This is a genomic window from Sphingomonas sp. TDK1 (genome assembly GCF_001650735.1).
Classification (GTDB): domain Bacteria; phylum Pseudomonadota; class Alphaproteobacteria; order Sphingomonadales; family Sphingomonadaceae; genus Sphingomonas.
In genome coordinates this window covers 188454-213668 of sequence record NZ_LXVY01000001.1, presented here as the reverse complement: position 1 = coordinate 213668, position 25215 = coordinate 188454, and the positions used below count along the sequence as shown (strand labels likewise).

The following is a 25215-nucleotide window of genomic DNA, read 5'->3' as shown; positions in this document are numbered from 1 at the left end:
GCCCCTTCGGGGCTGCGCCGGAATCGTCAGCGGCGGAGCTTTTCGAGCGCGGTATCGTCGCCGAGCAGGTGCAGCACCGCGGCCGAGGGGCGGGCAACCCCGCGAAGGCCGAGTGCGACCAGCGCGCTGTCGTCCACACGCGCGGCGTCCGCAATCTCCACGCGCAGGCGATGGTCATGCGCGCTGACCGAGCGGATGTTCGCCGCGCCGCCCAGTGCTGCCAGCGCCGCAGGTTGGAGCGCCACGGGCGCTTCGGGCGCCTGGGCGGTCACGGGAGCCGCAGGCGCCGCAACGCCGCCGCGCGCAGTCGCGTCGCGGATCTCTACCGCCACGACATCGGCGATGGGGCCGAGCACCACCTGCAGCGCGCGCTCCGAAGGGCGCAGGATGCCGTGCGCGCCAAGCGCCTTGAGCGCTGCATCGTCTACCCTGCTCTGGTCGGCGACGATCAAGCGCAAGCGGGTGGTGCAGGCGCCGATCTCGACCAGGTTTGCTGGGCCGCCCAACGCGCGAGCGAACGCCTCGCCGCGCGAACCCGCCGTCGCGGTGCCGGCAGCTTCCGTCGTCGTGGGCGCCTCGGCTTCGCGGCCCGGGGTCTTCAGGTCGAAGCGGCGGATCGCCCAGCTGAAGATGCCGTAATAGAGCGCGAAATAGACCAGCCCGACCGGGATCAGCAGCAGCGGCTTGGTCGCCTTGCCGAAATTCAGGATATAGTCGAACAGGCCTGCGGAGAAGCCGAAGCCGAGCTTCACGCCCAGCAGGTCCATCACCACCATCGCCACGCCGGTCAGTACCGCATGGACGACGTAGAGCGCGGGGGCGAGGAACATGAAGCTGTATTCGATCGGCTCGGTGACGCCGGTCAGCAGCGAGGTGAGCGCGAGGCTGAACAGCAGACCGCCCACTGCCTTGCGGCGCTCGGGCAGCGCGGCGCGGTACATGGCGAGGCAGGCGGCGGGCAGGCCGAACATCATCACCGGGAAGAAGCCGGCCATGAACGCGCCGGCGCTCGGATCGCCCGCGAAAAAGCGGCGCAGGTCGCCCGTCGCGCCGTTATAGTCGCCCTGGACGAACCAGAACACGTTGTTGAGGATGTGGTGGAGACCGGTCACCAGCAGCACGCGGTTGAGCACGCCGAAGGCGAACAGGCCGAATGCGCCCGCGCCGGCAATGCCGTGGCTCAGCCCGTCCACGCCCGCGCTGATGTGGGGGAAGCCCACGCCGACGATCACCGCGATGAACAGGCCCGCCAGCCCGCTGACGATCGGCACGAAGCGCCGCCCGCCGAAAAAGGCGAGATAGGAGGGCAGCTTGATCGCCGAGAAGCGGTTGTAGAAGACGCCGCCGATCAGGCCCGAGGCGATGCCGATCGGCACGTCGAGCCGGGCGACCGCCTTGGCCTTCCATGCCGCCACGGCCAGCGCCGCCTGATCCTTGTCGAGGCCCGCACCGATCGTGTCCGGTACCGCAAGCAGGCTCTTGCCCGCCTCGGTCGAGACCAGGAAGCAGACGATGCCGGCGAGCGCGGCCGCACCGTTGCCGTCCTTGGCATAGCCGGTCGCCACGCCGATCGCGAACAGCAGGCCAAGATGCGAAAACAGCGCGTCGCCGGCGGCGCTGACAAAGGCGATGTTGAGCAGGTCTGGCTGGCCGAGCCGCAACAGCAGGCCGGCCACGGGCAGCACCGCGATCGGCAGCATCAGCGCGCGGCCGAGCGGCTGGAGCGTTTCGAGGATCTGCTTCATGCGGTGAATTCCCGGGCAAGGCGGCGGACATCGGCGGCGGTGGCGCAGGCCAGCGCGGCGGCGGCATGGGCGCGGGCGCGCTCCAGCGTGAGGGTAGCGAGCAGCGCCTTCACTTCCGGCACCACCGAGACGGTGGCGGAAAGCTCGGTGACACCGAGGCCGACCAGGATCGGCACCGCCAGCGGATCGGAGGCAAGTCCGCCGCACACGCCGACCCAGCGGCCCTTTGCGCTGGCGCCCCGGCAGGTATCGGCGATCAGGCGCAGCACCGCCGGGTGGAGCCCGTCGATGCCGCTGGCCACCGCCGGGTTCCCGCGGTCCATGGCGAGCGTGTACTGGGTGAGATCGTTGGTGCCGATCGACAGGAAGTCGGCTTCGGCGGCGAGTAGGTCGGCGGTTGCGGCCGCGGCCGGCGTCTCGACCATGATGCCGAGCTCGACATTCTCGACGATGCCGAGCTCGCCGCGCAGGCGATCGAGAACCGCCCGAACCGCGCGCAGCTCGCCTACGCTGGCGATCATCGGCAGCATGATCTTAGCGATGCCGATCGGGCGCACGCCCAGGATCGCGCGTAGCTGGTCTTCAAGGACCTGCGGATGGGCGAGGCCGACACGGATGCCGCGCAGCCCCAGCGCCGGATTCTCCTCCGCCGCGATCGGCAGATAAGGCGCGGGCTTGTCGCCGCCGATGTCGAGCAGGCGGATGATCAGCGGGCGGCCCTGCAGCGCGTCTGCGATCGCCTGATATTCGGCGGTCTGCTCGGCGACGCCGGGGGGCGTCTCGCGATCGAGGAACAGGAATTCGGTCCGCAGCAGGCCGCTGCCCTCGGCACCCGCCGCCACCGCACGCTCGGCATCGCGTACCGAACCGAGATTGGCGAACACTTCAATGCGCGTGCCGTCGGCGAGCTTGGCCTGCGCGCCAGCTGCGGCCCGCGCGGCCGCCAGCGCGGCGGCGCGGGCATCGACGCGGGTCCGAGCGTCGCTGCGTTGGGTTCCGGTCGGTGCCACCCGGAGCGTGCCTGCGGTGGCATCGAGGATGACCGTCTCGCTTTCCCGCACGGCGCGCAACGGTGCGCCCATCGCCACGAGGGCAGGAATGCCCAGGCTCGCGGCGAGGATGGCGACGTGTGACGTCGGGCCGCCGCGCACCGTGCAGAAGCCGCGCACCTGTGCCGGATCGAGCGCGGTTACCTGCGAGGGCAGGAGGTCGTCGGCCAGAAGAATGGTATCGGGCGGGAACGACAGTGGGGCGTCCTGTACGCCCTCGATCGCCGAGATGACCCGGCGCTCCAGGTCGACCATGTCGTCGGCCCGTTCGGCGAGATGCGCGTCGCCGCTCTGGCGGAGCAGTTCGGCCTGGGGACGCACTGCCTGGCGCCACGCCATGCCGGCGCTGGCACCGTCGAGGATCGCCTGACGCGCGGCCTCCAGCAGCTCGTGATCGTCGAGCATCGAGCGATGCGCAGCCAGGATCGAACGCATCGGACCGGCTGCGTGGCTCAGATCGCCATCGATCGCCCGAATGACGCGGGCAATGCCATCCTCCAGCCGCGCGCGCTCTAGGCTCGCGCCCTTGCCGATCGGATCGATCGTCAGTTCCGGCAGGCGGAAGAAGCGGGCGGTTCCGATGGCGAGGCCCGGCGCGGCGGGCACGCCCGCGAGCAGGCCAGGCTCATTTGCTGTCGGCGAAACGATGACGGCCGCGGCAGGAGAGGGCGCCGCAGCGGTTGTGGGATCGGCCTTCTCGCCCATGCCGCTTTCGATCAGCGCGGCGAGTGTTGCCGCAGCTTCGTCGGCGCGGCCGCCCTCGGCGGTGATGCGGATCGCATCGCCCAGCTTGATGCCCAGCGTCATCAGCCGCACCGGGCTCCGCGCATCGGCGCTCTGCGTGCCCTTGGTGATCGTCACCTTGGCGGCGAACGGTACCAGCACTTCGCGCAGCTTTGCGGCGGGGCGGGCGTGGATGCCGTGCGCCAGCGGCACGATCACGTCGCGGAAGGCGGTTTCACCCACGGCTTCTGTACTCGCCTCGGCCGAGACATCGCCGCGCCGGATCGCGAAGATTGGCTCTCCCGGTGCAACCATGCCGCCGCCGTGCTTGCCCGTGATCGTCAGGCCGTCCTGTGCGATCAGTAGCACCGGCGTCACCACGGACGGTGCGCCGCATACCACTGCGTCTAGGTCGAAGCGGATCAGGGCCTGGCCTGCGCGCACCCGATCGCCCACCTTCACCTGCGGATCGAAGCCGGCGCCGCCCAGTTGCACCGTGTCGATGCCGATGTGCATCAGCAGTTCCATGCCGTCGCCGGCGCGCAGGGTGATCGCGTGGCCGGTCGGCTGCAGTACCGTCACTTCACCGTCGCAGGGCGCGTAGAGGCAGCCTTCGGTAGGATCGATCGCCACGCCGTCACCCAGCATTCGCTGCGCGAAGACGGGGTCTGGAACCTCCTCCAGCGGCATCAGCCAGCCGGCCATCGGTGCGCCGATGGCGAGGGCCCCGGCCTTGGCGTCGTCATGGGAAGAGGGCGGCGCGATCGTGCTCAGGGCGGGTCTCCGTGGGCTCAGGGGAAGCGGGTTGCGCCGATCCAGCAACCGGCGGGCTGGAAGTCGCGGGTCATCTGCACCCAGTCGGCGCGCAGGCCGGGCGCAAGCGTGCCGCGTTCGTGCGACAGGCCGAGGAAGGCGGCGGGGCTGGCGGCGGCCATCATCGCGGTATCTTCGGGCGACGTGCCGATGCGGGTGACCATGTGGCGGAACGCGCCGGTCATGTCGAGCGCCGAGCCCGCCAACGTACCGTCGACGCCGAGCAGCCGCCCGCCTTCGACGCGGATATGCTGGCCGTGCAGATCGAACGACGTCATGTCCGAGCCTACATTGGGCATTGCGTCGGTAACCAGCACGAAGCGATCGTGCGGCCGCGCGTGCAGCGCGATGCGCAGCGCCGCGTCATGGACATGGAAGCCGTCGGGAATGATGCCGCAATAGGCAGTCTGGTTCTCGAGCGAGGCACCCACCACGCCAGGCGCGCGGTGGAGCAGCGGCGACATCGCGTTGTAGAGATGCGTGACGCCGGTCATGCCGGCCTCGAAGGCGGCAACCGCGGTCTCATAGGTGGCGTCGCTATGGCCGATCGCGAGCAGCACGCCGGCCTCCGCCAGGCGGCGGACATCGGCGAGGTCGACCATCTCAGGCGCGAGCGTCACCAGCACCTTGCCGCGGCGCGGGCGGCCGAGCAGTTCGACCATGGCGGTGTCCAGGCCACGGAACTTGCCCGCATCGTGGATGCCCTTGCGCGCCTTGTTGAGGATCGGGCCCTCGATGTGCACGCCCACGCAGCCAGGCACGCCTGCCTCGATCGCGGCATCGGCTGCATCGAGCGCCTTGGCGATCACTTCGGGAACGTCGCTGATCAGCGTCGGCAGGAAGGCCGTGGTGCCGAACGTTGCATGCGCCGCGCCGATGGCGGCAATGCCTTCCACCGTCGGCACATCATTGAACAGCACGCCGCCGCCGCCATTGACCTGGACGTCGATGAAACCGGGAACGATCCAGCCACCATCCAGGTCGATCGTGTCGGTGCCGGTGCCTTCGGATGCGATAGAGACGATGCGGCCCTGATCGACTTCGATCACGGCTTCCGGCAGCGTGCCGGCGGCGGTGATGACATGGCCGTTGACGAAGCGGAAACTGCTCATCGAGTCTCGGTTACCTTGCGGAGATATAGCGGCGCATCGGGATTGTTGCCGCGCGCCAGTGAAAGTGCGTTCACCATCGGGTAGAAGCTCTGGACCATCAGGATCGGCTCCACCGCAGGGTGGGCGGCGATCACCGGCAGCGGCGAGGCGTCGTTCGCCTTGGCATCTGCCAGGCAGATACGCGCGCCGCGTTCGGCGAACTCGGCACATGCTTCCCGGACGCTGTCGCCTGCGGTGTCCGACGTTGCGAATGCGAGCACCGGGAAGCCGTCACCCACGATTGCCATCGGGCCATGGCGGACTTCGGCGGCACTGAACGCTTCGGCGTGCAGGCTGCAGGTTTCCTTGAACTTCAGTGCTGCTTCCTGGGCTACGGCGAAGCTGTAGCCGCGACCGATCACGAACAGGTTGGTGGCATTGCGCAGCGTGTCGACGACCGGGCTCCAGTCGAAGTCTCGGGCCCGTTCCAGCTGCGCGGGCAGCGCTGTCAAAGCGGTCGCCAGCGCTTCGTCCTGTGCCCATTCGGCGACCAGCGCGGCGAAAGCCGCCAGCGCGGTGATGTAAGACTTGGTGGCGGCGACCGATCGCTCCGGGCCCGCCTTGAGCCCGATCGTGGTGTCGGCCATCGCCGCGAGCGGCGATTCCTCGTCGTTCACGAAGGCGACCACGCGAGCGCCGGCATCCTGATATGCCTTCACCGTGGCGAGCAGATCCGGGCTACGGCCGCTCTGCGACACGGCGATGCAAAGCGCGCGCGTGGTGGCGACCGAAGCCTCGAACACCGATGCCACCGACGGCGCCGCCGAGGCGACCGGCACGCCGATCAAAGTCTCGATCAGATATTTGCCGTAGGTCGCCGAATGATCGGACGAACCGCGCGCGCACGTGACGACCAGCGCGGGGGTATTGGCACGCAGGTCCCGCGCCAGCGCGGCGAGGGCGGGGCCATTCGCGTCAAGCAGGCGGCGAACTGCCGCACCGGCTTCAGCAGCCTCCGACGCCATCAGCGTCGTGCCACCTGCGGGCTTTTCGATTTCGGCGATCATGTCCCCCATGCCTCCACTGGCTATGACAGAATCAGGGATAAGTTACATATTGGTATTGTTCAAGCGCTAGCTTGCGCGTCCAGCAATTTACGCAGGGCACGAACCTTCTTCGCATCGGTAGCGAGGCGTGGTCCTGTCTGGAATCCGAACGCGATTTCCCGGGCGTTCGCAGTTTCCTGCGGGCTTCTGCACGAGGCATGGACCTCGCGCACGCCCGTATTTAGAATCGGCGGCAGCGTTGTCGCGTCGACGCCGCTCCCTGCCAGGATGGTGAGGCGATCGCCTGCGGCTGCGACGAGCTTGGCCAGCATCTCCCGCCCGTCGATTGCCTTGGGTGTGCAGCCGGAGGTGAGGATCCGATCGAAGCCGAGGGCAATCGCCGTTTCCAGCGACGCCACGGGATCGGGGCACAGATCGAAGGCGCGATGCAGCGTGAGCGAAAGCGGTCGGCTGCCGCTCCTGGCGACCGCGATCCATGCGGCCAGCACTTCAGCGTCGAGATGATGGTCGACGCAGCTGGCACCGATCACTACTCCGGCGAGGCCCGCCTCGGACGCGGCGCGAATGTCGGCTGCTACCAGCCCCGCCTCGGCGGCGGTATAGACGAAATTGCCGTCGCGGGGGCGCGCGAGCAGATGGACGGGTATCGGCGCCTTCGCGGCCGCCGCGATCAACGAAGCGGGCGGGGTAAGGCCCCCAACCGCCAGCGCCGCGCACAGCTCGATCCGGTCCGCGCCGCCCGCCACGGCCGCCTCTACTCCGGCAATGTCTTCCACACAGACTTCGAGCGATCGACGCATAGGTATTCGGCCCAGCAAGGAAGGTTCTAGAAAAGTCCTATTCCTCAGGGCACGCCGAACGTCCAGCCCTCGGTGCGGGCAAGTTCGGGCGTCAGCCCTGCGGGATGCCATAGCGGCGCTTGCCTTGCTGCCACTCGCAGCCAGGCGGCGCTCAGGATCGCGTCGGTCGCGTGATCGTCATAGCGCGGCAGCGGTGCGTGCGGGGCAGAGCCGAAGGCGGCTAGCATGATATTCAGCGTCTCCGCGTCGCGGATCTTGGAAATGCCCTTGCGCATCCCCGCTAGCCGCGCAGCGAGCGAGGTGTATATCTCCACCAAAACAGGGCCGGTTTCCGGCAACGGGTCGAAAGGCCACATTCCGATGCGTCCGCGCAAACGGTGCAGCACGCGCATGCCGGTGAGGCTCGATTTTCCCACCTGACTTGCGCCGACTAGATTGAAGCAGCTGTAGGGCGAGAGCGCCATCTTTTCCTGGCCGAACTCGCAGACGCGGAACCGGCCGCGTCCTCCGGGAAACAGGTCGCCGCAATCGCCCGTCTGACGGAAGTGGCGACGCGCCTCGGGATGTCGAACGAAGCTGCTGGCGGCGAGGTGGGGATCTGCCTCGGAAACCCGCTCGACCAGCGCCCACAGCTTGGGTCCATCGGCAGGGCTTTCTTCCCAGCCGGGAAAATAAGCGCCCGCGTCGGCGAAGGGGAATGCCGGGGACAGGTCCAGGCCGATCAGCGCCCGCGTACCAGACTCTGCCAGTTGGTCGAGAAAAGCTAGGATATCGACGCGCGACCAGGGCCGGTCGATCAGTGTCGGTGCCGCGTCACCGGCGCGCGCATGGGCCACTGCCAGCCCCTTGGGGCGCTCGACCGCCTGGCCGGACCAGTCGATCGCAATGAAATCGGTGAGGGTCAGGGGCGCGTTCCCAGACCGGCGGCGAGGCGTTGTGCTTTCTTTGCGCGATCCCACCAGGCGCGCTGTATGTAGAGCTCGATCCGCGCGCGTGCCGACGTGCCGTAGCGGACGAGCAGCATCGGGTAGTTGCGATAATGATCGGTCTGCCAGAAGGTCTCGGGATCGGTCTCTAGCAGCATCGGCTTCTCGTCTTGGCGGATCATCAGCCCAAAGCTGCCCGGCTCCCGGCTGGGCGAAAGCAGCCCCTTGCCGTTGATCTTCGGACAGGGCGTGTTCCACCAGCTGCCGATCTCGACCTCCGGCAGCGAACACGCATAGGCACAGGCATCCTCCCAATCATCCATCGCGCCGTTGCTCCCGCATCGCCGCCCACCAGGCGAGCCGCTCGGCCACGCGCTTCTCGTGCCCGCGATCGGTGGGGGTGTAGAAGGTCTGCGGCTCCATCTCTGCCGGCCAGTAATTGTCGCCGGAGAAGCCGCCCTCGGCGTCATGGTCGTAGGTATAGCCGGTGCCGTAGCCGATCTGCTTCATCAGCTTGGTCGGCGCGTTGAGGATGTTCTGCGGCGGCATCAGCGAGCCGGTTTCCTTCGCCACCTTCCAGGCCGCTTTCTGCGCCTTGTAGGCGGCGTTCGATTTGGGGGCTGTCGCCAGGTAGAGACAGGCTTGGACGATCGCCAGCTCCCCCTCCGGCGAGCCGAGAAAATCATAGGTGTCCTTGGCTGCCATGCACTGCACCAGCGCGTTGGGATCGGCCATGCCGATGTCCTCCACGGCCATGCGGACGAGGCGGCGGAGCAGGTACAGCGGCTCCTCGCCCGCGGTGAGCATGCGTGCGAGATAATAGAGCGCCGCCTGCGGATCGGAGCCGCGCACCGATTTATGCAGCGCCGAGATCAGGTTGTAATGCCCCTCGCGATCCTTGTCGTAGACCGCGACGCGGCGCTGGAGAAAGGCGGAAAGCCCGGCGGGATCGAGCGGCGCCTCGAACTGCACGGAGAAGAGCGTCTCGGCCTGGTTGAGCAGGAAGCGGCCGTCGCCGTCCGCGCTCGCCACCAGCGCGTCGCGTGCTTCAGGCGTAAGAGGCAGGGGGCGTTCCTCCAGCGCCTCGGCGCGATCGAGCAGCTGGCTCAGCGCCGCATGGTCGAGGCGATGGAGGATCAGCACCTGGGCGCGGCTGAGCAAGGCGGCGTTGAGCTCGAACGAGGGGTTCTCGGTCGTGGCGCCGACCAGCGTGACGGTGCCGTCCTCGACATAGGGCAGGAAGCCGTCCTGCTGCGCACGATTGAAGCGGTGGATCTCGTCCACGAACAGCAGGGTGCGCTTGCCGATCCGGGCATGGTCGCGCGCCTCGGCGAACACCTTCTTGAGGTCGGCAACACCCGAGAACACGGCGGAGATGGCGACGAAGCGTAGCCCCACCGCATCGGCGAGCAGGCGCGACATGGTGGTCTTGCCGGTGCCCGGCGGACCCCAGAAGATGATCGAGCTGAGCTTGCCCGCCGCGACCATCCGCCCGATCGCGCCCTGTGGCCCGGTGAGATGTTCCTGACCGACCACTTCGTCAAGCTTCTGCGGACGCAGGCGATCGGCAAGCGGGCCGCCGGCAGGGGGCGAGTCGGCGGCGGGTTGTTCGTGGGTCGCGAAAAGGTCGGCCATTGCGGCCAAGATAGGCGGCTGTGCTGCGATTTGCATCCCGCTGGTTGATCGGGCGCAAGGCCGCGCCGCGCATGCCCCTTCAAACCGTGGGCAATCCCGGCGAAGGCCGGGGTTCGTTCGCCCCTCCGGTGCAGCGGGAGCCGACGCGGTAAGCGTCTGGATCCGGCCTTCGCCGGACCATGGCGGGTGGTGGGGAAGTGGCCCCCGAACGCCATAGGGCGGGGTGGGGCGGAGTAGCGGAGGATCGGGCATGGACTGCGACGTCGTCATCGTCGGGGGAGGGCCGGCCGGCCTCGCCTTCGCACGTTCGCTGGAAGATAGCGGGCTTAGCATCGTGCTGCTCGAGCGCGCGCCGCTGGAGGCGCTGGCAAGTCCGCGCTTCGACGGGCGCGAGATCGCGCTCACGCATGGTTCGAAGCGAATCCTCGAGCAGCTGGGAGCCTGGGGGCGGCTACCGGCCGAGGAGATCGCGCCGATGCACGCGGCCAAGGTGGTAAACGGCGATTCGCCGTTCTCGCTAAACTTCACCGCCAGTAAGGAAGACGACCAGCTCGGTTATCTCGTGCCCAATCACCGCATTCGCGCAGCGCTGTACAATGCAGTGAAGCACCAGCCCGGGCTGCGGCTGGTGACGGGGGCCGAAGTGGTGCACGCGCGCTCGGGGGCCACCGGGCCACGCGCGGAAGTGCTGCTTTCCTCGGGCGAGGTCGTGCGGGCGCGGCTCTTGGTGGTTGCGGACTCGCGCCTTTCCAGGACGCGCGAGGCGCTGGGGATCGAGGCCGATATCAATCCGCTGGGCCGATCGATGATGGTCATGCGCGTGCAGCATGAGCTACCGCATGGCCAAACCGCACTGGAATGGTTCGACCACCGCCAGACACTGGCGCTGCTGCCGCTGAACGGCAATCTCGCCGGTGCAGTGGTGACGCTGCCCGAAGATGCCGCGCGGCGGGTCGCCGCGTTCGACGATGCCGCGCTCGGCCGCGACCTCACCCGCCGTTTCCGCCAGCGGCTGGGACGGATGGAAGTGGTGAGCGATCGCAACATCTATCCGCTGGTCACAACCTGGGCGCATCAGTTCGTCAGCGGCCGCGCGGCGCTGATCGGTGATGCGGCGGTGGGCATGCACCCGGTTACGGCACACGGCTTCAACCTGGGATTGAGCGGCCAGGCGCTGCTTGCGACGGAAGTACGGGACGCGGTGCGGCGGGGCATGGATCCGGCGATGCCGGCGGTGTTGCGGCGGTTCGAGAACGGCCATCGCGCGGCGTGCAAGCCGCTCTACACCGGGACCAATCTGCTGGTGCGCCTGTTCACCGACGAGCGACTGCCGGCCCGCGCGATGCGGCATGCGGTGCTGCGGCTGGGCGCGGGGCTGCCCTTTGTCCGGCCCACGGTGCGGGCGATGCTGACGCATTAAGGCAGATCTGGAGCTCCTCCCCTTCAGGCGCATCAGGTCGGCGCTGCCCCGGCAGCGTCGGCACAGCGCGGGCGCTGTTCACCTGATGCGGGGTTGGGGCGGAGCGTGTCTCACCGAGACCAACTTCTGGTCTGGAATTCCTCCATCCCAACCCCTCCTCCGAGGAGAGGGGGCTAAAGAAAGCCCTTGCACAATCTCTTTCAAGATATATCTTGTGCGCATCAAGACTCACACAGGATGTGCATTGCCATGTTTTTCCAATTTGGCCGTCATGGCCATCATCAACATTCTCACGGTCGCCATTTCGGTCCTCGTGGCCGCGGCGGCTGGGGCGGGGGCTTTCCCGGCGGCTTCGACATGCGTTTCGAAATGGGCGAGCGTGGCCATGGCGGCCGTGGCCGACGGATGTTCGGCGGCGACGAGCTCCGCCTGATCCTGCTCAAGCTGATCGCGGAAGCGCCGCGCCACGGCTATGATCTTATCCGTGAGATCGAGGCGCGCTCGAACGGCGCCTATGCTCCGAGCCCCGGCGTCGTCTATCCGACGCTGACCATGCTCGACGACATGGACCTGATTGCCGAACACAAGAGTGACGGTGCCAAGAAGCAGTTCGCCATCACCGAAGCCGGCACCGCCCATCTCGAGGAGAATGCCGCAGAGGTGGAAGCCCTGTTCCAGCGGCTGGCGGATCTCGGCGAGCGCCATGCGCGCACCAGCGGCGGCCCGGTGCGCCGGGCGATGCATAACCTCAAGACCGTGCTCGCCGCCAGCGTGTTCGACGAGGAGGTTGATCCCGAACGCCTGCACGCGATCGCCGAGATCCTCGACGAGGCCGCGCGCAAGATCGAACGGCTGTAAGCAACGATGCCCCGGATCGAGGTGTTACGCCGTCGGCTGGGGATCGTCCCCGTCGCGGCCAAGGAGAGCAGAATGACGATTGCCCCATTCACTAGCCACGCGCTCGTGCCTACCGAGCACGCCAGTCGCTACCTCCAGCAACTGTGCAAGCACTGGCAGCATAATTTGCAGGTGGAGTTCACGCCCGAGAACGGCACCGTGGTATTTCCCAAGGATGCGCGCGGCGCCGATCACCCCGGCGATGCGGTGGTAGCGTTCAACGTCGCCGAAACCGGTCTCGACGTGCGGATCGACGCCACCTCGGAAGATCAGCTGGAGGGACTGAAGGGCGCGGTCGCCCGACATCTCGATCGCTTCGCCTTCCGCGAGGGCGAACTGCGCTTCGATTGGCAGTAGGCGCGCAAGTTGCCGTTTAATCCGCGAGAATTTGCCGGTATGAACCTTCCATAAGAAGGTTGCATTGGCGGTGCTTGGGAGAGGGCGAGTGATCGGGTCGCGGATCCAGGAAGACGTTGCGAGTGCAACGGAGCGCCGCGAAGCCCGGTTGCTTGGCTTGCTTGCAGATTGTGCGGGCAAAATGTTGGGCGCTTCCGATCCGACGGCGATGATCGACTATCTGTTTGAGATGGTCCGCGATGAGCTGTTGCTGGACGTTTATTTCCATTATCGCGCTGAGCCCGATCATTTGCTGGTGCTGGAAGCCTGTGGTGGCCTGAACGAGGCGCAGCAGCAGGCAGGGGCGCGGCTTCAGTTTGGCCAGGCGGTGTGCGGCATGGTTGCGCGCGATCGCACCCCGCGTGTGGTCGCACAGGTGCAGGGCAGCGACAATCCGATGACCAACTTCATTCGCGACGTCGGCTTGGACAGCTATGCCTGCACGCCGCTGCTGCACGGCGAGGTTCTGCTCGGCACCCTCGGCTTCGGGCGGCGCAGCGGCGTTCCGTTCACCGAAACCGAGCTGCGGTTCCTCCGCACCATCTGCAGCTATGTCGCGGTCGCGAAGAATCGCCTGCTGGTGGAGCGGGAAATGCTCGCTGCGATGAAGGCGCGCGACGCCCTGGAAAAGGCGCAGCGCGCGCTGATCGGGAGCATCTCGCGCAGCGCCGCGGAAGAAGACGCTGCTACTGCTGCCATGCTGGCGCACGAAATGGTGCAGCCGCTGTCCGCCGCGTCGAACTATATTGCGACCGTCGAAATGGCGCTGCGCGGCACTGGCGGTCCCGACGTGTTGCGCCAGCTCGCCCAGGCCCGCGCGCAGATCGGGCGGTCGTCACAGATCGTCGCGCGAACGCGGGCGCTGGTCGAGCATGGCGAGATCGACGCTGAATTCGTCGCAGCGGAAACCCTGTTCGAGGAAGCGCTGGAGCTTTTCGGCGCGGCATGGAGCGGGCCCGCGCCGGAGATCGCGGTGAAGGTGCAGCAAGGGTTGGGCGCGCTGCTGGCCGATCGGGTGCAGATCGGGCAAGTGCTGGCCAATCTTCTCCGCAATGCTGCGCAGGCGCTTCGCGGAACGCCGGGCGCGTGGATCCGGCTTTCCGCGTGCGCTGTCAGCGACGGCGTCGAGATGTCCGTGGCCGACAATGGTCCGGGTTTCCCCGGTGGGGTGCTGCCCGAGCCGGGCCGGTCGACCAGCGGCGGGCAGGGCATCGGCCTCAACGTCACCCAGCGGATTCTCGAAGCCCATCAGACGGCGCTGAAATTGCACACACCGCCCGAAGGCGGTTCGCGGCTGGGCTTTGTCCTGGCCGCGCGCGGCGGGCTCGCCGGCTAGGCCTCGGCGATTATCGGCCTTTTCGGGCCAGGATTTCGATGTAGCTGTCCAGCACGGCGCGGTTCACCCGGTCCCAAACATAGGCTTGCGCCTTTTCGTGTCCGGCCGCCCCGGCGGCCGCGGCCAGCGCCGGGTCGCGGATCAGCTGCGCGATCGCATCGGCATAGGCATTCACGTCGCGTGGCGGCACGAGGAAGCCGTTCACGCCTTCCTCCACCAGGTCGATCGCGCCCGTCGCGCGCGCGGCGACGATCGGCACGGCGCACGCCATCGCTTCCGACGTGACGTTGCCGAAGGTCTCCGTGACCGAGGGATTGAACAGCACGTCCATCGAGGCGACCGCCCGCGCCAGATCGTCCCCACGCTGGAAGCCGGTGAAGATGGCACCGGGCACATGCTCGGCGAACCAGGGGCGGGCGGGGCCTTCGCCGATGACCAGAACCTTGTGCGGTACGCCGCGCGCGGTGAGTGCGTTGCAGACCTCGGCGAAGATATCCAGGCCCTTCTCCAGCACCAGCCGCCCGAGAAAGCCGACCGCGAATTCATTATCGGCGATGCCCAAAGCGCGGCGCCATTCCAGGCTGCGGCGCGCCGGATTGAAGCGATCGTGATCCACGCCGCGCGACCAGATGCGGATCGGTGTCGTCACGCCCCAGTCGCGGATCAGCTGGGCGGTCGAATCACCGGGCGTCACCACTTGGTCGACGCGATTGTAGAACCGCGTCAGCAGCTTGATGATAACCGGCGCCACGAAGCCCAGATGGTAATAGGCGGGGTAGGTCTCGAACCGCGTGTGCAGCGAGGCAAGTGTAGCAATGTCGTGCTTGCGCGCCCAGCGCACGGCCCCGTGGCACAGGAACTCCGGCGCAGACACATGCACCATGTTCGGGGCGAACCCTTCGAGGTCCGCACGGATGCTCTTCGGCAGGCCGGTCGCAAACTTGTACTCGGCGCGGCCGCCTGGCACCGGCAAGGCAGGTACGCTCACCAGATCACCGGTGGGCGCGAAGGCGGGCGTATCGGTGGTGGGTGAATAGACGCGGACCTTCACGCCCTGGTCCAGCAGATAGCCGACGAGCTTGTTGAGCGCCTGGTTCGCGCCATCGCGAACATAGTTGTAATTGCCGCTGAAGAGCGCGACGCGAAGATCGGAGGGTTGCATTTGTACCCGCGCCTTAATCGGCAGCGGCGGGGCGGGCAAGCGGACGACTTGTCCCAGCAGCGGAACATGGCTCAGGGTCGGGCGATTATGCCCATTATGAGCAAGCATTTCGCGAAGGGCGCCGCGGTGCGCTGGAACTGGGGCGGCCACCAGGCGCATGGCAAGGTGGCCGAACGCTTCGAGCGCCGTGTGCAGCGCACGATCAAGGGCGAGAAGATCGTGCGGAACGGAACGAAGGAAAACCCCGCCTATCTCGTAGAGCAGGAAGGCGGGGGCCGTGCGCTGAAGCTGGAAAGCGAGCTGGACGCTAGCTCATAGCCCCCCGTCCTCACCGTACGTACAGCGCCCGCGCATCCGCCTTGAACGCCTCGGCGCTCGCCTTGCGGGAATAGAACATATGGCCGCCGGGATAGACCCCCAGCTTCACCCGTTGCTCCACGCCGAAGCGCGGCATCTGGTCAATGATCAGCCGCGATCCGAAATAGGGGCAGGACAGATCGTTATAGCCATGAACGATCAGCACACCCATTTTCGGATCGTTGGCAACAGCCTTGCGTAGATCGCTGACCGGCGCGTCGTCCGGCGTGCCACGGTCCCAGGCCGAGTTCACCGAAAAGGACAGCGCATTGTACCGCGCAGTCGTCTTCCAGCCTACTTCGCGGGTGATGAAGTCCACCATCGCGCTGGTCGTCGGCGCGATGATTCCTTCCAGGATCGGGTCGCCGGACTTGCGCTCGGCGGCGTTGGGGAAGGGATCGAAGGCGTCGACGTTCGAATCGTAGACGCTGCCGATCCTGCCGTCGTCGCGGTGCACCTCGCGCAGATAGGTGCCCTCGTCGATTCGTCCGTCCAGGCGGCCGACCAGCTTGGGATCGAGCCCAGTCAGTTCCGCCACCTTGCCGCTCAGTCGCGCCGTCGCCTGGGGATCGGACCGGCCCGCGAGCAGGTCGGTCGCGAAGCCACCGCGCGTATAGGCCTCCACGCCGGCCATGGCTTGCGGCGTCAGCTTGCCCTCGCGCTCGAAATGGCCTGCCGCCATCGAGGGAAGGGTAATCATCCACGGGAGTGGGGAGAGTGCATCCGATCCCGCCGTCGCGGCCGGATCGAGATAGGGCGACACCATCACGATACCGTTGATGCCGACGCCGAGTTGAGTCTGCAGCTCATAGGCAATGCGCGGTGCGCGATAGCCGCCATAGCTCTCGCCCATCACGAACTTCGGCGAACGCAGCCGCTCGTTCTTGACCAGCCAGTCATAGACGATTCGCGAGAGATATTTGACGTCCGGCTCGGTGGCATAAAACGCCTTCTTGGTCGCGTCCGCGTCGACCAGGCTGCGGCTGAAGCCGGTCCCGACCGGATCGATGAACACCAAGTCGGTCATGTCCAGCCAGCTGGAAGGGTTGTCGACCAGCAGCGGCGCATCGGAGGGCGCGTCGCCCTTGTCGCCGAACTGCACGCGCTTCGGTCCCACCGCGCCTAGGTTGAGATAGACCGAGGCCGCGCCCGGGCCGCCATTAAACGCGAAAGTCACCGGCCGCTGGGCGCCGCCGCCGGGTACGACATAGGCCGTGTAGACGACCTCGCCGATCTTCTTGCCCTTGTCGTCATAGACCGGCAGCTTGCCGACGGTCGCCTGATACCGGATCGCCTTGCCCCCGATGACCGCGCTCTGGCTGATTGTCTTGTCGTCGGGGAGTGGTGGCAGATCGCTCTTGTCGGCGTTCGACTCCGATTTGGCTTCGGCGGTATCCGCCTTCTTGTCCTGCGCGGGTGCCTGGGGGGCGAGCAGAAGGGCGGCGACGGAAGCAGCGATTAGGGTCGAACGGCGCAAGATATTGTCCCCCGGCATGAATGTTGATGCAGCTGTCTAGCGCCGGGACAGAGACGAATCCATCGCCCGCTCAAAGTGTTCGGCGCATCCACCGGGCGGCCGCGCCATAGCCCGCGACCTTGGCGGCGAGGGCTGGCGAGGGTGGTTCCACGTCGAAACCCAGCCGGGCCCAGTACTCGGCTGCGCCTTCCACCGCGATCAACTCGGCGGACACCAGCCCATCCGCCGCCGCGCGGCTGAGGGCGTGCTCCACCAGCATGCGTCCGATTCCAGAACCACGCCCCGCATCGGAAACGGCCAAGTCGTGCAGGTACAGCGTGTCGCCGGTGACGTCGGGATCCAGGACCACACCCACCGGGGGCGGCGACTCACCCGTCCAGCCATGCGCCAACAAATAGCCGAGCAACGCGCCGTCCCGCTCCGCGACGACATTGTACGGCGCTGCGACCTGCAGGCGGCTGGCGAATGCAGGCGCGGCCTCGACGAGAAACGCAGGATAGGCCTGCGACTGGAGCGCCAGTGCCTGCGGCAGATGGCGCGGCTCGAACGGCATGAACAGAATCTGGGTCATGCGCGGCGGTCTGCCATGTCCGGAACCGACGGGCCACATCCGTAACAATGCCACGAAAACCGTAGAGTCCAGCCTCCGCATCCGCCCGGACGCGCATAGTTAAGAAGCGATTAACCGCGGCTACTAACCAAGGCAGGAAACTAGATATTTTCCCGGAGGTGGCAAGGTCAGTCTCGAATAGTCGGCCGATCGATGGCCGTTCGCGGCGGAGTTTGCCATGCGAGGAGTTCGCGTTTTACTTGGCCTAATGCTGGCAGCCGGCGCACCGATGCTGGTCGCGGCAGGTGATGCGCCCGATCTGGAAGATCAGGTTCTGGCGCGGATCAATCAGGTTCGCCAAGACCCGGTCGGCTATGCGCAGCACTTGCGCAGCCTGCGCGCGCGCTTCAGCGGCCGGACATTGTTTCTGCCCGGCAGCGACCGCGGACTTCTTACGCAAGAGGGCGTGGCCGCGCTGGAAGAGGCGATCGCCTATCTAGAGCTGCAGTCGCCGCTGCCGCCGCTCAGTCGTGGGGCGCTGCTCGACCTCGCCGCGCGGGAGCATGTCGCGGTGCAGGGCTCGCTCGGCACGCGTGGACATATCTCGCCGGACGGATCCACGCCGGGGCAGCGCGTGCAGCGGCGAGGTGGCGGCCCGCTGGTCGGCGAGGATATTTCCTACGGATATGCCGATCCGGACGATGTCGTGCGCCAGCTGGTGATCGACGACGGCGTGCCCGATCGCGGCCACCGCGATCTGCTGTTCAACCGCGAACTCCGCTATGCAGGGGTCGGCTGCGGTAGCCATAGCCGCTATGGCCATATGTGCGTGATCGATGTCAGCCGCACTCGTAACGGCATGTCGGTCTACGCATCCTTCGCGCAGAACGAGGCCCGCGCGGGCGGCAGCGGCGCCGGCCAGCCTTGAATTTCAGGGGACGACGGAAACCACGTCGCCGCGTTTCGCCACCGCAAACAGCTTCTGCGCGAAGGCGAGCGGTACACCGATGCAGCCATGGGTGGCGAGGCCCTGCTGAACATTGCTGCCATGGATGGCGACGCCGTCGGCGGTAAGCCACAGCGTATAGGGCATCATCGCGTCATAGTTGCGCGACCGATGGTTGGTTTCCAGTCCACGAATGGGGAAGTTGCCGGTCGGCGTCGGTGTTGCGTCCTGACCATACAGAATCACGCTGGTGCCAATCTCGTCCTCGCCGCGAAACACGGAAAGGATCTGGCGGGACAGATCCACGCGCATCCAGATCGGCCCTGCGGGCACACCGGTCTCGTCCCAGGCAAAATCGCCGAACGCCATTCGGTTCGGTACCTGCAACAGGCTGCGGATCACGCGTGTCGTACCATCCGCCAGCGGCACCTGCTGGAGATCGGCATTGGAGAAACGGATGCGGTCCTTTGCCTGCGTGGTTTTCGGTGCAGAAGGGGTGATTACCGCCTGGGGCGCGACGAGCTGGGGCGCCAGCGCTTTCGCCGCCAGCGCGCACACCAGCAGCGACGCCGCCCCTACCGAAACCCAGATGCCGATCTGGCGGGTCGTAATCATCAGGCGGGCATGTGGCTCCGCCTGCGGCGGCGCATTGCGCCGCCGACAAATGCGAACGCCGTGAGCAGCATCAGCCACTGCGCCGGCTCGGGAACGGCCGTGGGCGGCGGCGGTGGCGGCGGCGGATTCGGCGGCTGCGTCGGATTGCCGCCGATGGGCGGAACGCCGCCACCGCCGCCACCGCCACCGCCACCGCCAGGCGGTATCGAGTTGGTACCGATGACGCCACCGGGCGCGCCTGCCGGGATCACGTCCGAAATCGGCGAAAAGATGTCACTTCCCGGCGGCGGCGAGTCGACTAGCGGCAGATCGGGCGGCAGAGGCGCAGCCTCCGGAACCGGCGCGGGCGGCAGCGAGAAATCGAAGACGCTTGCAGCATCGGGTTTGGAGGGTGGGGGTGGGGTATCAACGTGATACTTACCCTTCACGCTGTACGCACCCGCCGCGCGGACGCCTGGCGACCGCGACGAGAGAACGGAGAGCGCCGTCGAGACATGCTCCACCGCAGCCGCCAGGGGCGGCACCGCGATGCCGGCGGAGGTTGCGGAGAGCAGGGAAACCGCCGTCACGGCGGCACCAAGCTTGCGCAGGGGAACGGCCACCTTCGGCGCTCCTCCCGTCTTCCATTGCTTGCTGCCCAACTTCGCCCCCATCTGCCTGTCCTACGTCTTCGTCAACGTTCCGAAAATACAGGAAAATACTTAACATAGCGGAACTGCCGCCACACCGGGATAGTTCCCGCCATGCCGCGCTACAAGACGTTCCTGGAGAATCGTCAGCCCCCCGGCTGTTCCTACTGTATCAAAACGAAAGCCGGTTTACCATTAGATGTGCAGAAATGCGCATGCTCAAGGTTAACGCCCCAATAATTGCCCCACCAGCGCTTGAAGACTGCGGAAGTTGGAAACGGCCAGCGGCGCCGAGTCGCTTCCTTTCGTCTGTGCCGCGAGCGGCGCCAGCGCTTTCGAAAATCCGAGCTTTGCTGCTTCCCGCATGCGCAGCGCGGCGTGTGCCACCGGTCGTACTTCGCCGGACAAGGCGATTTCCCCGAATACCACCGCGTCCGCCGGCAGCGGCCGTTCGGAAAGCGCGGACACAAGTGCTGCCGCGATCGCCAGATCGGCGGCCGGATCCTGCACCCGATAGCCGCCGGCAATGTTCAGATAGACTTCGCAGGCGGAGAAGCTCAGCCCGCAACGCGCCTCCAGCACCGCAAGCACCATCGACAGGCGCGAGGAATCCCACCCGACCACGGATCGCCGCGGCGTAGCCCCGGAGGCCAGCCGCACGGTCAGCGCCTGGACCTCCACCAGCACCGGGCGCGTGCCCTCCAGCGCCGGAAACACGACGGCGCCGGTCACATTCTCGTCGCGCTGGGTAAGGAACAGCGAGGAGGGGTTCGCCACTTCCGTCAGTCCCTCGGTCTGCATCGAGAAAACGCCGATCTCGTCCGTACCGCCGAAGCGGTTCTTCACCGCCCGCAGGATCCGGTAGAGATGGCTCCGCTCGCCTTCAAAAGCGAGCACCGTATCCACCATATGCTCCAGCACGCGCGGGCCGGCGATGGAGCCATCCTTGGTGACGTGGCCCACCATCACCAGCGCGGTGCCACGTTCCTTGGCAAAGCGAATCAGTTCCTGCGCGCTGGCCCGCACCTGGCTGACCGTGCCGGGCGCGCCTTCGATCAGGTCCGAATGCATCGTCTGGATCGAATCGATGATCAACAGGTCGGGCGGGGTCGCCATGCTCAGCGTCGTCAGGATGTCGCGCACCGACGTGGCCGCGGCCAGCTGCACCGGCGCCTGACCCAGCCCGAGGCGGCGCGCACGTAGCCGCACCTGGTCCGCCGCTTCCTCGCCCGAGACATAAGCGACCGATAGGCCGCGGCTCGCGATCCGGGCTGCGGCCTGGAGCAGCAGCGTCGACTTGCCAATGCCCGGGTCGCCGCCGATCAGCGTCGCCGAGCCTTCCACAAAGCCGCCGCCCAGCGCACGGTCGAACTCGGCGATGCCGCTCGGCATGCGTTCGGGAAGCGTCACTTCCGCATCGAGGCCGGAAAGCAGGATCATCCGCCCGCCCGATTGCAGGTGGTGCTTCGCCTGGAACGGCGTGGCGGGGCCGCCGGCTTCCTCGACCAACGTGTTCCATTCCGCGCAATCGGCGCATTGGCCCGCCCATTTCGAGGTCGCCGAGCCGCAGGCCTGGCACACATAGCGCTTCTGGAGTTTTGCCATGGCCGCTCTGTAGCGAAGCGGAAACGAAAAGGGAACATGGTGCGCGGGACGGTTTCGCAATCACGGCCTCTTCACCGCGCGCGCCACGCTGCTATGGAGCGGCCATGACCGGGCTCGACATCGTCACGCTTCTCATCATCGCAGGTGCGGCCATTCTCGGCTTCTTGCGCGGATTCACCACCGAGGTGCTGGCATTCCTCGCCTGGATCCTCGTGGTCGTGGCGGTAAAGTTCTTCCATGCCGGTTTTACCGCGCTGCTCGCGCCCATGATCGGCACCGAGGGCGGGGCGGCGGTGCTCGCCTTCGCCGTGCTGGCTGGGCTCAGCTATTTCGGGGGGCGGCTCATCGCCAACACGCTGGGCGGGCAAATGCGCAACTCGATGCTGGGCCCGATCGATCGCGCGCTGGGGGTCGGGTTCGGCGTGGCCAAGGGGCTAATTCTGGTCAGCATGGGTTTCCTGGTGATGATGCTGGTACTCGATACGTTCGAGGGCGGCCGCACGCACCGGCCGAAATGGATCACCCGATCGGTCACCTATCCGCTCCTCGACACGACCAGCGCGGCGATCGCCGACTTCGTCGATCGCCGTCGCAAGGGCGAACCGGTGTTCGGCGATGACAATGGGAGCACGGATGCGGCCGAGCCGGAGGACGCGCATCCGCGCCGCCGCAAGGCGGACTGATCCGCTGGAAGCCAAGGGGCCGCACCGCGCAACCCATACGAAGGATGGGTAATTCGCGCTCGCAACTGCCGGGCGGCTACCCTAGATCGGGGGGATGAACGCCCCGCTCTACAATATGGAAATCCTGCGCCTGGCTGCTGCCATCCCCCATCATGCGCGGCTGGAGCAGCCCGGCGGCACGTCCGAGAAACGCTCGCCGGTATGCGGGAGCCGGGTGACCGTCGACATTTCGGTCGATGAGTCCGGCCGGGTGGGGGCGGTTGGCATGCTGGTCCGGGCCTGTGCGCTGGGTCAGGCGTCGGCGGCGCTGATGGGCGAGGCGGTGGTAGGTCGCACCCCCGCCGACATCGCCACGGCACGCGACCAGCTGACGGCGTGGCTGGCGGGTGAGCGCGATGCGCCGCCCGAATGGCCCGGCATGGAGCTGTTCATCCCCGCCCTTCCGCACCGCGGTCGTCACGCCTCGATCCGGCTGGCCTTCGAGGCCGCGGCGGAAGCCGCTGCCCAGGCGGTGGAGGCGCGCGTCTGATGGAGCATGCTGCAGACGGTTCAATGCTGGTCGATGCGGTGCCGATGCTCGGCTTCGCGCTGTTCTTCGTGCTGCTGTTCCGGCGGCTGGGACTTGGTGCGACCCTCGGCTTCCTTGTCGCCGGTGCGCTGGTCGGCCCGCATGTGCTGCGGCTGGTCGGCGATGCCGAGGGCAAGATGGGGATCGCCGAACTCGGCATCGCGCTCCTCCTGTTTCTCGTGGGGCTGGAGCTGAGCCCGTCGCGCCTGTGGCGGATGCGGCGCGATATTTTCGGGCTCGGGCTGTTGCAGGTGGCGCTCTGCGGTATCGCGATCGCGGCGATCGTTTGGGCGGTGACGGGCTCCACGCTTGCCGCCGCGCTGGCGCTCGGCCTGCCGATGGGCTTGTCCTCGACCGCCCAGGTGCTGCCGCTGCTGCAATCCGCCGGGCGCTTGCGCACCCCGTTCGGCGAGCGCGCCTTCGCGATCCTGCTGTTCCAGGATCTGTCGATCGTGCCGCTGATCACCATCGTCGCGGCGCTGTCGCGCAATCCGGCCGACCAGGGCGGACCGCCGGGCTGGCTGCTGGGTCTCTATACCGTCGGGGCGATCGTCGGGCTGGTGGTGGCGGGACGCTTTCTACTGCGGCCGCTGTTCCGGCTGATCGGCAATCTGGACGAGCGCGAGATGTTCGTCTTCGCCGGTCTGCTGACGGTGATCGCCAGCGCGGCAGTGATGGAGGCGCTGGGCCTGTCGGCGGCGCTCGGTGCGTTCATCGCGGGCGTGATGCTCGCAGACTCGCCGTTCCGCCACGAGATCGAAGCCGATGTCGAGCCGTTTCGTGCGATCCTGCTCGGGCTGTTCTTCGTGGCGGTGGGCATGACGCTGGACCTCCACGCGATTGCCGAACGGCCCTTCTTCGTCGCCGGCATGGCGCTGGCGCTGATCGCCGCCAAGGCGGCGCTGATCATGGGGCTGGGGCTGCTGTTCGGAATGAAGACGCGCGGTGCCTTCGCGCTTGGCGTGCTGCTCAGCCAGGGCGGTGAGTTCGGCTTCGTGCTGTTCGCCCAGGCGCAGAAGGCGCTGCTGATCGAGCCGCAGGCGGCAAGCGTGTTCAGCGCGATCGTCACCGTCTCGATGGCGACCACGCCGTTCCTGATGATGGCCACCAGGCGCCTGCGTGCCGAACCGGTCAAGGCCGGCGCGACGCCCGATGGTCCCCGGCAGGAAGGGGCCAACGCGGTGGTGGTCGGCTATGGCCGTTTCGGCCAGACGGTGTCGCAGATGCTGATCGCGCAAGGGATCCCGGTGACGATCATCGACCGCGACGTCGAGATGATCGAGACCGCCGGCAGCTTCGGGATGAAGGTCTATTATGGCGACGGCACCCGCATCGATCTGCTCCGCCAGGCGGGGGCCGCGGAAGCCGAGCTCATCATGTTCTGCCAGGACGGCGACGTAATGGACACCGAGGTGGTGGAGGGCGTGCACGCAGCGTTCCCGCATGCGAGCATCTTCGTGCGCGCCTATGACCGCCGCAGCGTGATGAAACTCAACGGTGCGCCGCTGTCCGGCGTGGTGCGCGAGGTGCTGGAGAGTGCCATCGTGATGGCGCGGCGGGCGATGGACGCGGTGGGCGTCGACGGTGCCGAGATCGACCGGACCGAGGCCGAATATCGCCGCACCGATCTCGCGCGGCTCAAGGCGCAGAAGGAGACCGGCGACATCTATGCCGGGCGAGACGGGATGTTCAGCCAGGCCGCGGCGGCGGCCGCGGCGGTGCAGGATCGCGGCGATGGTTGATCGGGGAGCAGGCGCATGAACTGGATCGCGGTGCTGGCGGCGCTCTCGGGCGCGATGGCGGTGGCGGCCGGCGCCTTTGGTGCGCATGGCGCGCAGGGGCCGGCGGTCGAATGGCTCAAGACCGGCGGCCATTATCAGCTGGTGCATGCGGTGGCGGCGCTGGTCGCGCTGCAGCTCGGCGCGCGCGGGCCGGCGGCGCTGTTCGTCGGCGGGGGGCTGGTGTTCGCCGGCACGCTCTACCTGATGGCGCTGGGCCTGCCGCGCTGGCTGGGCGCGGTGACGCCGATCGGCGGGGCGGCGATGATCCTCGGCTGGCTGTGGCTGGCCTGGGTGCTGGCCTCCCGGGGCGCGCGATGAGCGAGGCGCAGGTTCCCTGGGATGCGGCGCAGGTTCGCCTGTGGCTCGAACGCCGGATCAAGGCGGCGCGTTCGGACCAGGATGTCGCCGATCGCTACGGCCGCGACCGCGAGGACGACTATGACAAGGCCGCCGCCGAGGAATGGGTGTGCGAGCAGTTCCGGCATAACGACGCGGTCGACGATCAGGCGCGGTTCGCCGAAGCGGTGAAGGCATTGCTGGCGAAGGACGATTTCTACCGCGCCGGAGTGCGCAGCGAGCAACGGTTCGAACGCGAGGTGAAGGCGTATCTGCGCAAGCTGATGAAGATGGTGAAGACGAATACCGGCTTCGGGAAGACGCTGCGGTATCAGTGACGTCTAAAAGCCCCTCCCCTTCAGGGGAGGGGTTGGGGGTGGGGGCTGAACTGGGAGCGAGTCCTTCGCTAGTCGGTCATGCCCCACCCCGACCCCTCCCCTGAAGGGGAGGGGCTTGAATAGCGTTCATTTCGCCGCCCGCCGGCACCGCTCCGAACAATAGACGACGCTCTCCCAGTCTCGCGCCCACTTCTTTCGCCAGGCGAAGGGGCGCTGGCAGACCGGGCAGGTCTTGGTGGGCAGGTCCCGCTTGGCGACGCCGCGCGGCAT

At 67.3% G+C, this 25215-nt stretch carries 26 protein-coding genes; 11 read left to right on the top strand and 15 right to left on the bottom strand.

Annotated elements, in window-relative coordinates:
• Nucleotides 1-26 precede the first annotated feature (26 nt).
• The 8 genes from nagE to A7X12_RS00925 form a co-directional block, all read right to left on the bottom strand.
• The gene (gene nagE, locus A7X12_RS00960; RefSeq protein ID WP_064309753.1) at nt 27-1745 is read right to left on the bottom strand and encodes an N-acetylglucosamine-specific PTS transporter subunit IIBC; all 1719 of its coding nucleotides are present in this window, start codon (nt 1743-1745) and stop codon (nt 27-29) included.
• A complete protein-coding gene (ptsP, locus tag A7X12_RS00955) occupies nt 1742-4222 on the bottom strand; it encodes a phosphoenolpyruvate--protein phosphotransferase (protein WP_064309752.1) in 2481 nt (826 codons plus the stop codon). The genes nagE and ptsP overlap by 4 nt, the downstream gene beginning before the upstream one ends.
• 86 nt (nt 4223-4308) lie before the next feature.
• Entirely contained in the window at nt 4309-5442 is a 1134-nt protein-coding gene (nagA, locus tag A7X12_RS00950; RefSeq protein WP_064309751.1) for an N-acetylglucosamine-6-phosphate deacetylase, read from the bottom strand.
• Nucleotides 5439-6488 carry an SIS domain-containing protein gene (locus A7X12_RS00945; RefSeq protein WP_064309823.1) on the bottom strand — a complete coding sequence of 350 codons (1050 nt, stop codon included), beginning with the start codon at nt 6486-6488 and terminating at the stop codon, nt 5439-5441. The genes nagA and A7X12_RS00945 overlap by 4 nt, the downstream gene beginning before the upstream one ends.
• A 59-nt stretch (nt 6489-6547) precedes the next feature.
• Entirely contained in the window at nt 6548-7288 is a 741-nt protein-coding gene (locus A7X12_RS00940) for a copper homeostasis protein CutC (RefSeq protein WP_064309750.1), read from the bottom strand.
• Nucleotides 7289-7332: 44 nt separating this feature from the next.
• The gene (locus A7X12_RS00935) at nt 7333-8193 is read right to left on the bottom strand and encodes a hypothetical protein (protein WP_064309822.1); all 861 of its coding nucleotides are present in this window, start codon (nt 8191-8193) and stop codon (nt 7333-7335) included.
• Nucleotides 8190-8537 (bottom strand): MmcQ/YjbR family DNA-binding protein, encoded by a 348-nt coding sequence (locus A7X12_RS00930; RefSeq protein WP_064309749.1) that lies wholly within the window; start codon nt 8535-8537, stop codon nt 8190-8192. Before A7X12_RS00930 ends, A7X12_RS00935 begins: the two co-directional genes overlap by 4 nt.
• On the bottom strand, nt 8530-9849 hold the full coding sequence (locus tag A7X12_RS00925; RefSeq protein ID WP_064309748.1) for a replication-associated recombination protein A: 1320 nt from the start codon (nt 9847-9849) through the stop codon (nt 8530-8532). Before A7X12_RS00925 ends, A7X12_RS00930 begins: the two co-directional genes overlap by 8 nt.
• A 250-nt stretch (nt 9850-10099) precedes the next feature.
• Here A7X12_RS00925 and ubiM point away from each other — a divergent pair, with 250 nt between their 5' ends.
• From ubiM to A7X12_RS00905, 4 genes are all read left to right on the top strand, one after another.
• Nucleotides 10100-11269 (top strand): 5-demethoxyubiquinol-8 5-hydroxylase UbiM, encoded by a 1170-nt coding sequence (ubiM, locus tag A7X12_RS00920; protein ID WP_064309747.1) that lies wholly within the window; start codon nt 10100-10102, stop codon nt 11267-11269.
• Between the two features lie 357 nt (nt 11270-11626).
• Complete coding sequence (locus tag A7X12_RS00915) at nt 11627-12127, top strand: PadR family transcriptional regulator (RefSeq protein ID WP_232318213.1); 501 nt, start codon at nt 11627-11629, stop codon at nt 12125-12127.
• 72 nt (nt 12128-12199) lie between these two features.
• Complete coding sequence (locus A7X12_RS00910) at nt 12200-12523, top strand: DUF2218 domain-containing protein (protein WP_064309821.1); 324 nt, start codon at nt 12200-12202, stop codon at nt 12521-12523.
• 181 nt (nt 12524-12704) lie between these two features.
• Complete coding sequence (locus tag A7X12_RS00905) at nt 12705-13898, top strand: sensor histidine kinase (protein WP_157105457.1); 1194 nt, start codon at nt 12705-12707, stop codon at nt 13896-13898.
• 10 nt (nt 13899-13908) lie between these two features.
• On the opposite strand, the gene A7X12_RS00900 is transcribed toward A7X12_RS00905, so the two are convergent.
• The gene (locus A7X12_RS00900) at nt 13909-15060 is read right to left on the bottom strand and encodes a glycosyltransferase family 4 protein (protein WP_064309744.1); all 1152 of its coding nucleotides are present in this window, start codon (nt 15058-15060) and stop codon (nt 13909-13911) included.
• A gap of 96 nt (nt 15061-15156) precedes the next feature.
• Here A7X12_RS00900 and A7X12_RS00895 point away from each other — a divergent pair, with 96 nt between their 5' ends.
• Nucleotides 15157-15378, top strand: a complete 222-nt coding sequence (locus tag A7X12_RS00895) for a DUF2945 domain-containing protein (protein ID WP_064309743.1) — start codon at nt 15157-15159, stop codon at nt 15376-15378.
• 10 nt (nt 15379-15388) lie between these two features.
• Here the strand turns inward: A7X12_RS00895 and A7X12_RS00890 are convergent, their stop codons facing one another.
• Complete coding sequence (locus tag A7X12_RS00890) at nt 15389-16912, bottom strand: S10 family peptidase (protein ID WP_064309742.1); 1524 nt, start codon at nt 16910-16912, stop codon at nt 15389-15391.
• A 52-nt stretch (nt 16913-16964) separates the two neighbouring features.
• A complete protein-coding gene (locus tag A7X12_RS00885) occupies nt 16965-17465 on the bottom strand; it encodes a GNAT family N-acetyltransferase (RefSeq protein ID WP_064309741.1) in 501 nt (166 codons plus the stop codon).
• A gap of 217 nt (nt 17466-17682) precedes the next feature.
• Here A7X12_RS00885 and A7X12_RS00880 point away from each other — a divergent pair, with 217 nt between their 5' ends.
• Nucleotides 17683-18372: a CAP domain-containing protein gene (locus A7X12_RS00880; protein WP_232318211.1), complete on the top strand. Its 690-nt coding sequence runs from the start codon at nt 17683-17685 to the stop codon at nt 18370-18372.
• A 3-nt stretch (nt 18373-18375) separates the two neighbouring features.
• Here A7X12_RS00880 and A7X12_RS24900 read toward each other — a convergent pair whose 3' ends face one another.
• The 3 genes from A7X12_RS24900 to radA all read right to left on the bottom strand — a co-directional run bounded on the left by A7X12_RS24900 (nt 18376) and on the right by radA (nt 21239).
• A complete protein-coding gene (locus tag A7X12_RS24900; protein ID WP_084444933.1) occupies nt 18376-19005 on the bottom strand; it encodes a L,D-transpeptidase family protein in 630 nt (209 codons plus the stop codon).
• Complete coding sequence (locus tag A7X12_RS00870; RefSeq protein ID WP_232318209.1) at nt 19005-19607, bottom strand: PEPxxWA-CTERM sorting domain-containing protein; 603 nt, start codon at nt 19605-19607, stop codon at nt 19005-19007. The genes A7X12_RS24900 and A7X12_RS00870 overlap by 1 nt, the downstream gene beginning before the upstream one ends.
• 252 nt (nt 19608-19859) lie before the next feature.
• Nucleotides 19860-21239, bottom strand: coding sequence for a DNA repair protein RadA (radA, locus tag A7X12_RS00865; RefSeq protein WP_064309739.1), 1380 nt, complete (start codon nt 21237-21239; stop codon nt 19860-19862).
• Nucleotides 21240-21343: 104 nt separating this feature from the next.
• On the opposite strand from radA, the gene A7X12_RS00860 reads away from it, so the two are divergent.
• The 5 genes from A7X12_RS00860 to A7X12_RS00840 all read left to right on the top strand — a co-directional run bounded on the left by A7X12_RS00860 (nt 21344) and on the right by A7X12_RS00840 (nt 24945).
• The gene (locus A7X12_RS00860; RefSeq protein ID WP_064309738.1) at nt 21344-21922 is read left to right on the top strand and encodes a CvpA family protein; all 579 of its coding nucleotides are present in this window, start codon (nt 21344-21346) and stop codon (nt 21920-21922) included.
• Nucleotides 21923-22016: 94 nt separating this feature from the next.
• Nucleotides 22017-22451, top strand: coding sequence for an iron-sulfur cluster assembly scaffold protein (locus A7X12_RS00855; protein ID WP_064309737.1), 435 nt, complete (start codon nt 22017-22019; stop codon nt 22449-22451).
• Nucleotides 22451-24232, top strand: a complete 1782-nt coding sequence (locus A7X12_RS00850) for a cation:proton antiporter domain-containing protein (RefSeq protein WP_064309736.1) — start codon at nt 22451-22453, stop codon at nt 24230-24232. The genes A7X12_RS00855 and A7X12_RS00850 overlap by 1 nt, the downstream gene beginning before the upstream one ends.
• A gap of 15 nt (nt 24233-24247) precedes the next feature.
• Nucleotides 24248-24589, top strand: coding sequence for a DUF423 domain-containing protein (locus tag A7X12_RS00845; RefSeq protein ID WP_064309735.1), 342 nt, complete (start codon nt 24248-24250; stop codon nt 24587-24589).
• Nucleotides 24586-24945 carry a hypothetical protein gene (locus A7X12_RS00840; RefSeq protein ID WP_064309818.1) on the top strand — a complete coding sequence of 120 codons (360 nt, stop codon included), beginning with the start codon at nt 24586-24588 and terminating at the stop codon, nt 24943-24945. The genes A7X12_RS00845 and A7X12_RS00840 overlap by 4 nt, the downstream gene beginning before the upstream one ends.
• Nucleotides 24946-25071: 126 nt before the next feature.
• On the opposite strand, the gene A7X12_RS24895 is transcribed toward A7X12_RS00840, so the two are convergent.
• Nucleotides 25072-25215, bottom strand: coding sequence for a DUF2256 domain-containing protein (locus A7X12_RS24895; protein ID WP_084444931.1), 144 nt, complete (start codon nt 25213-25215; stop codon nt 25072-25074).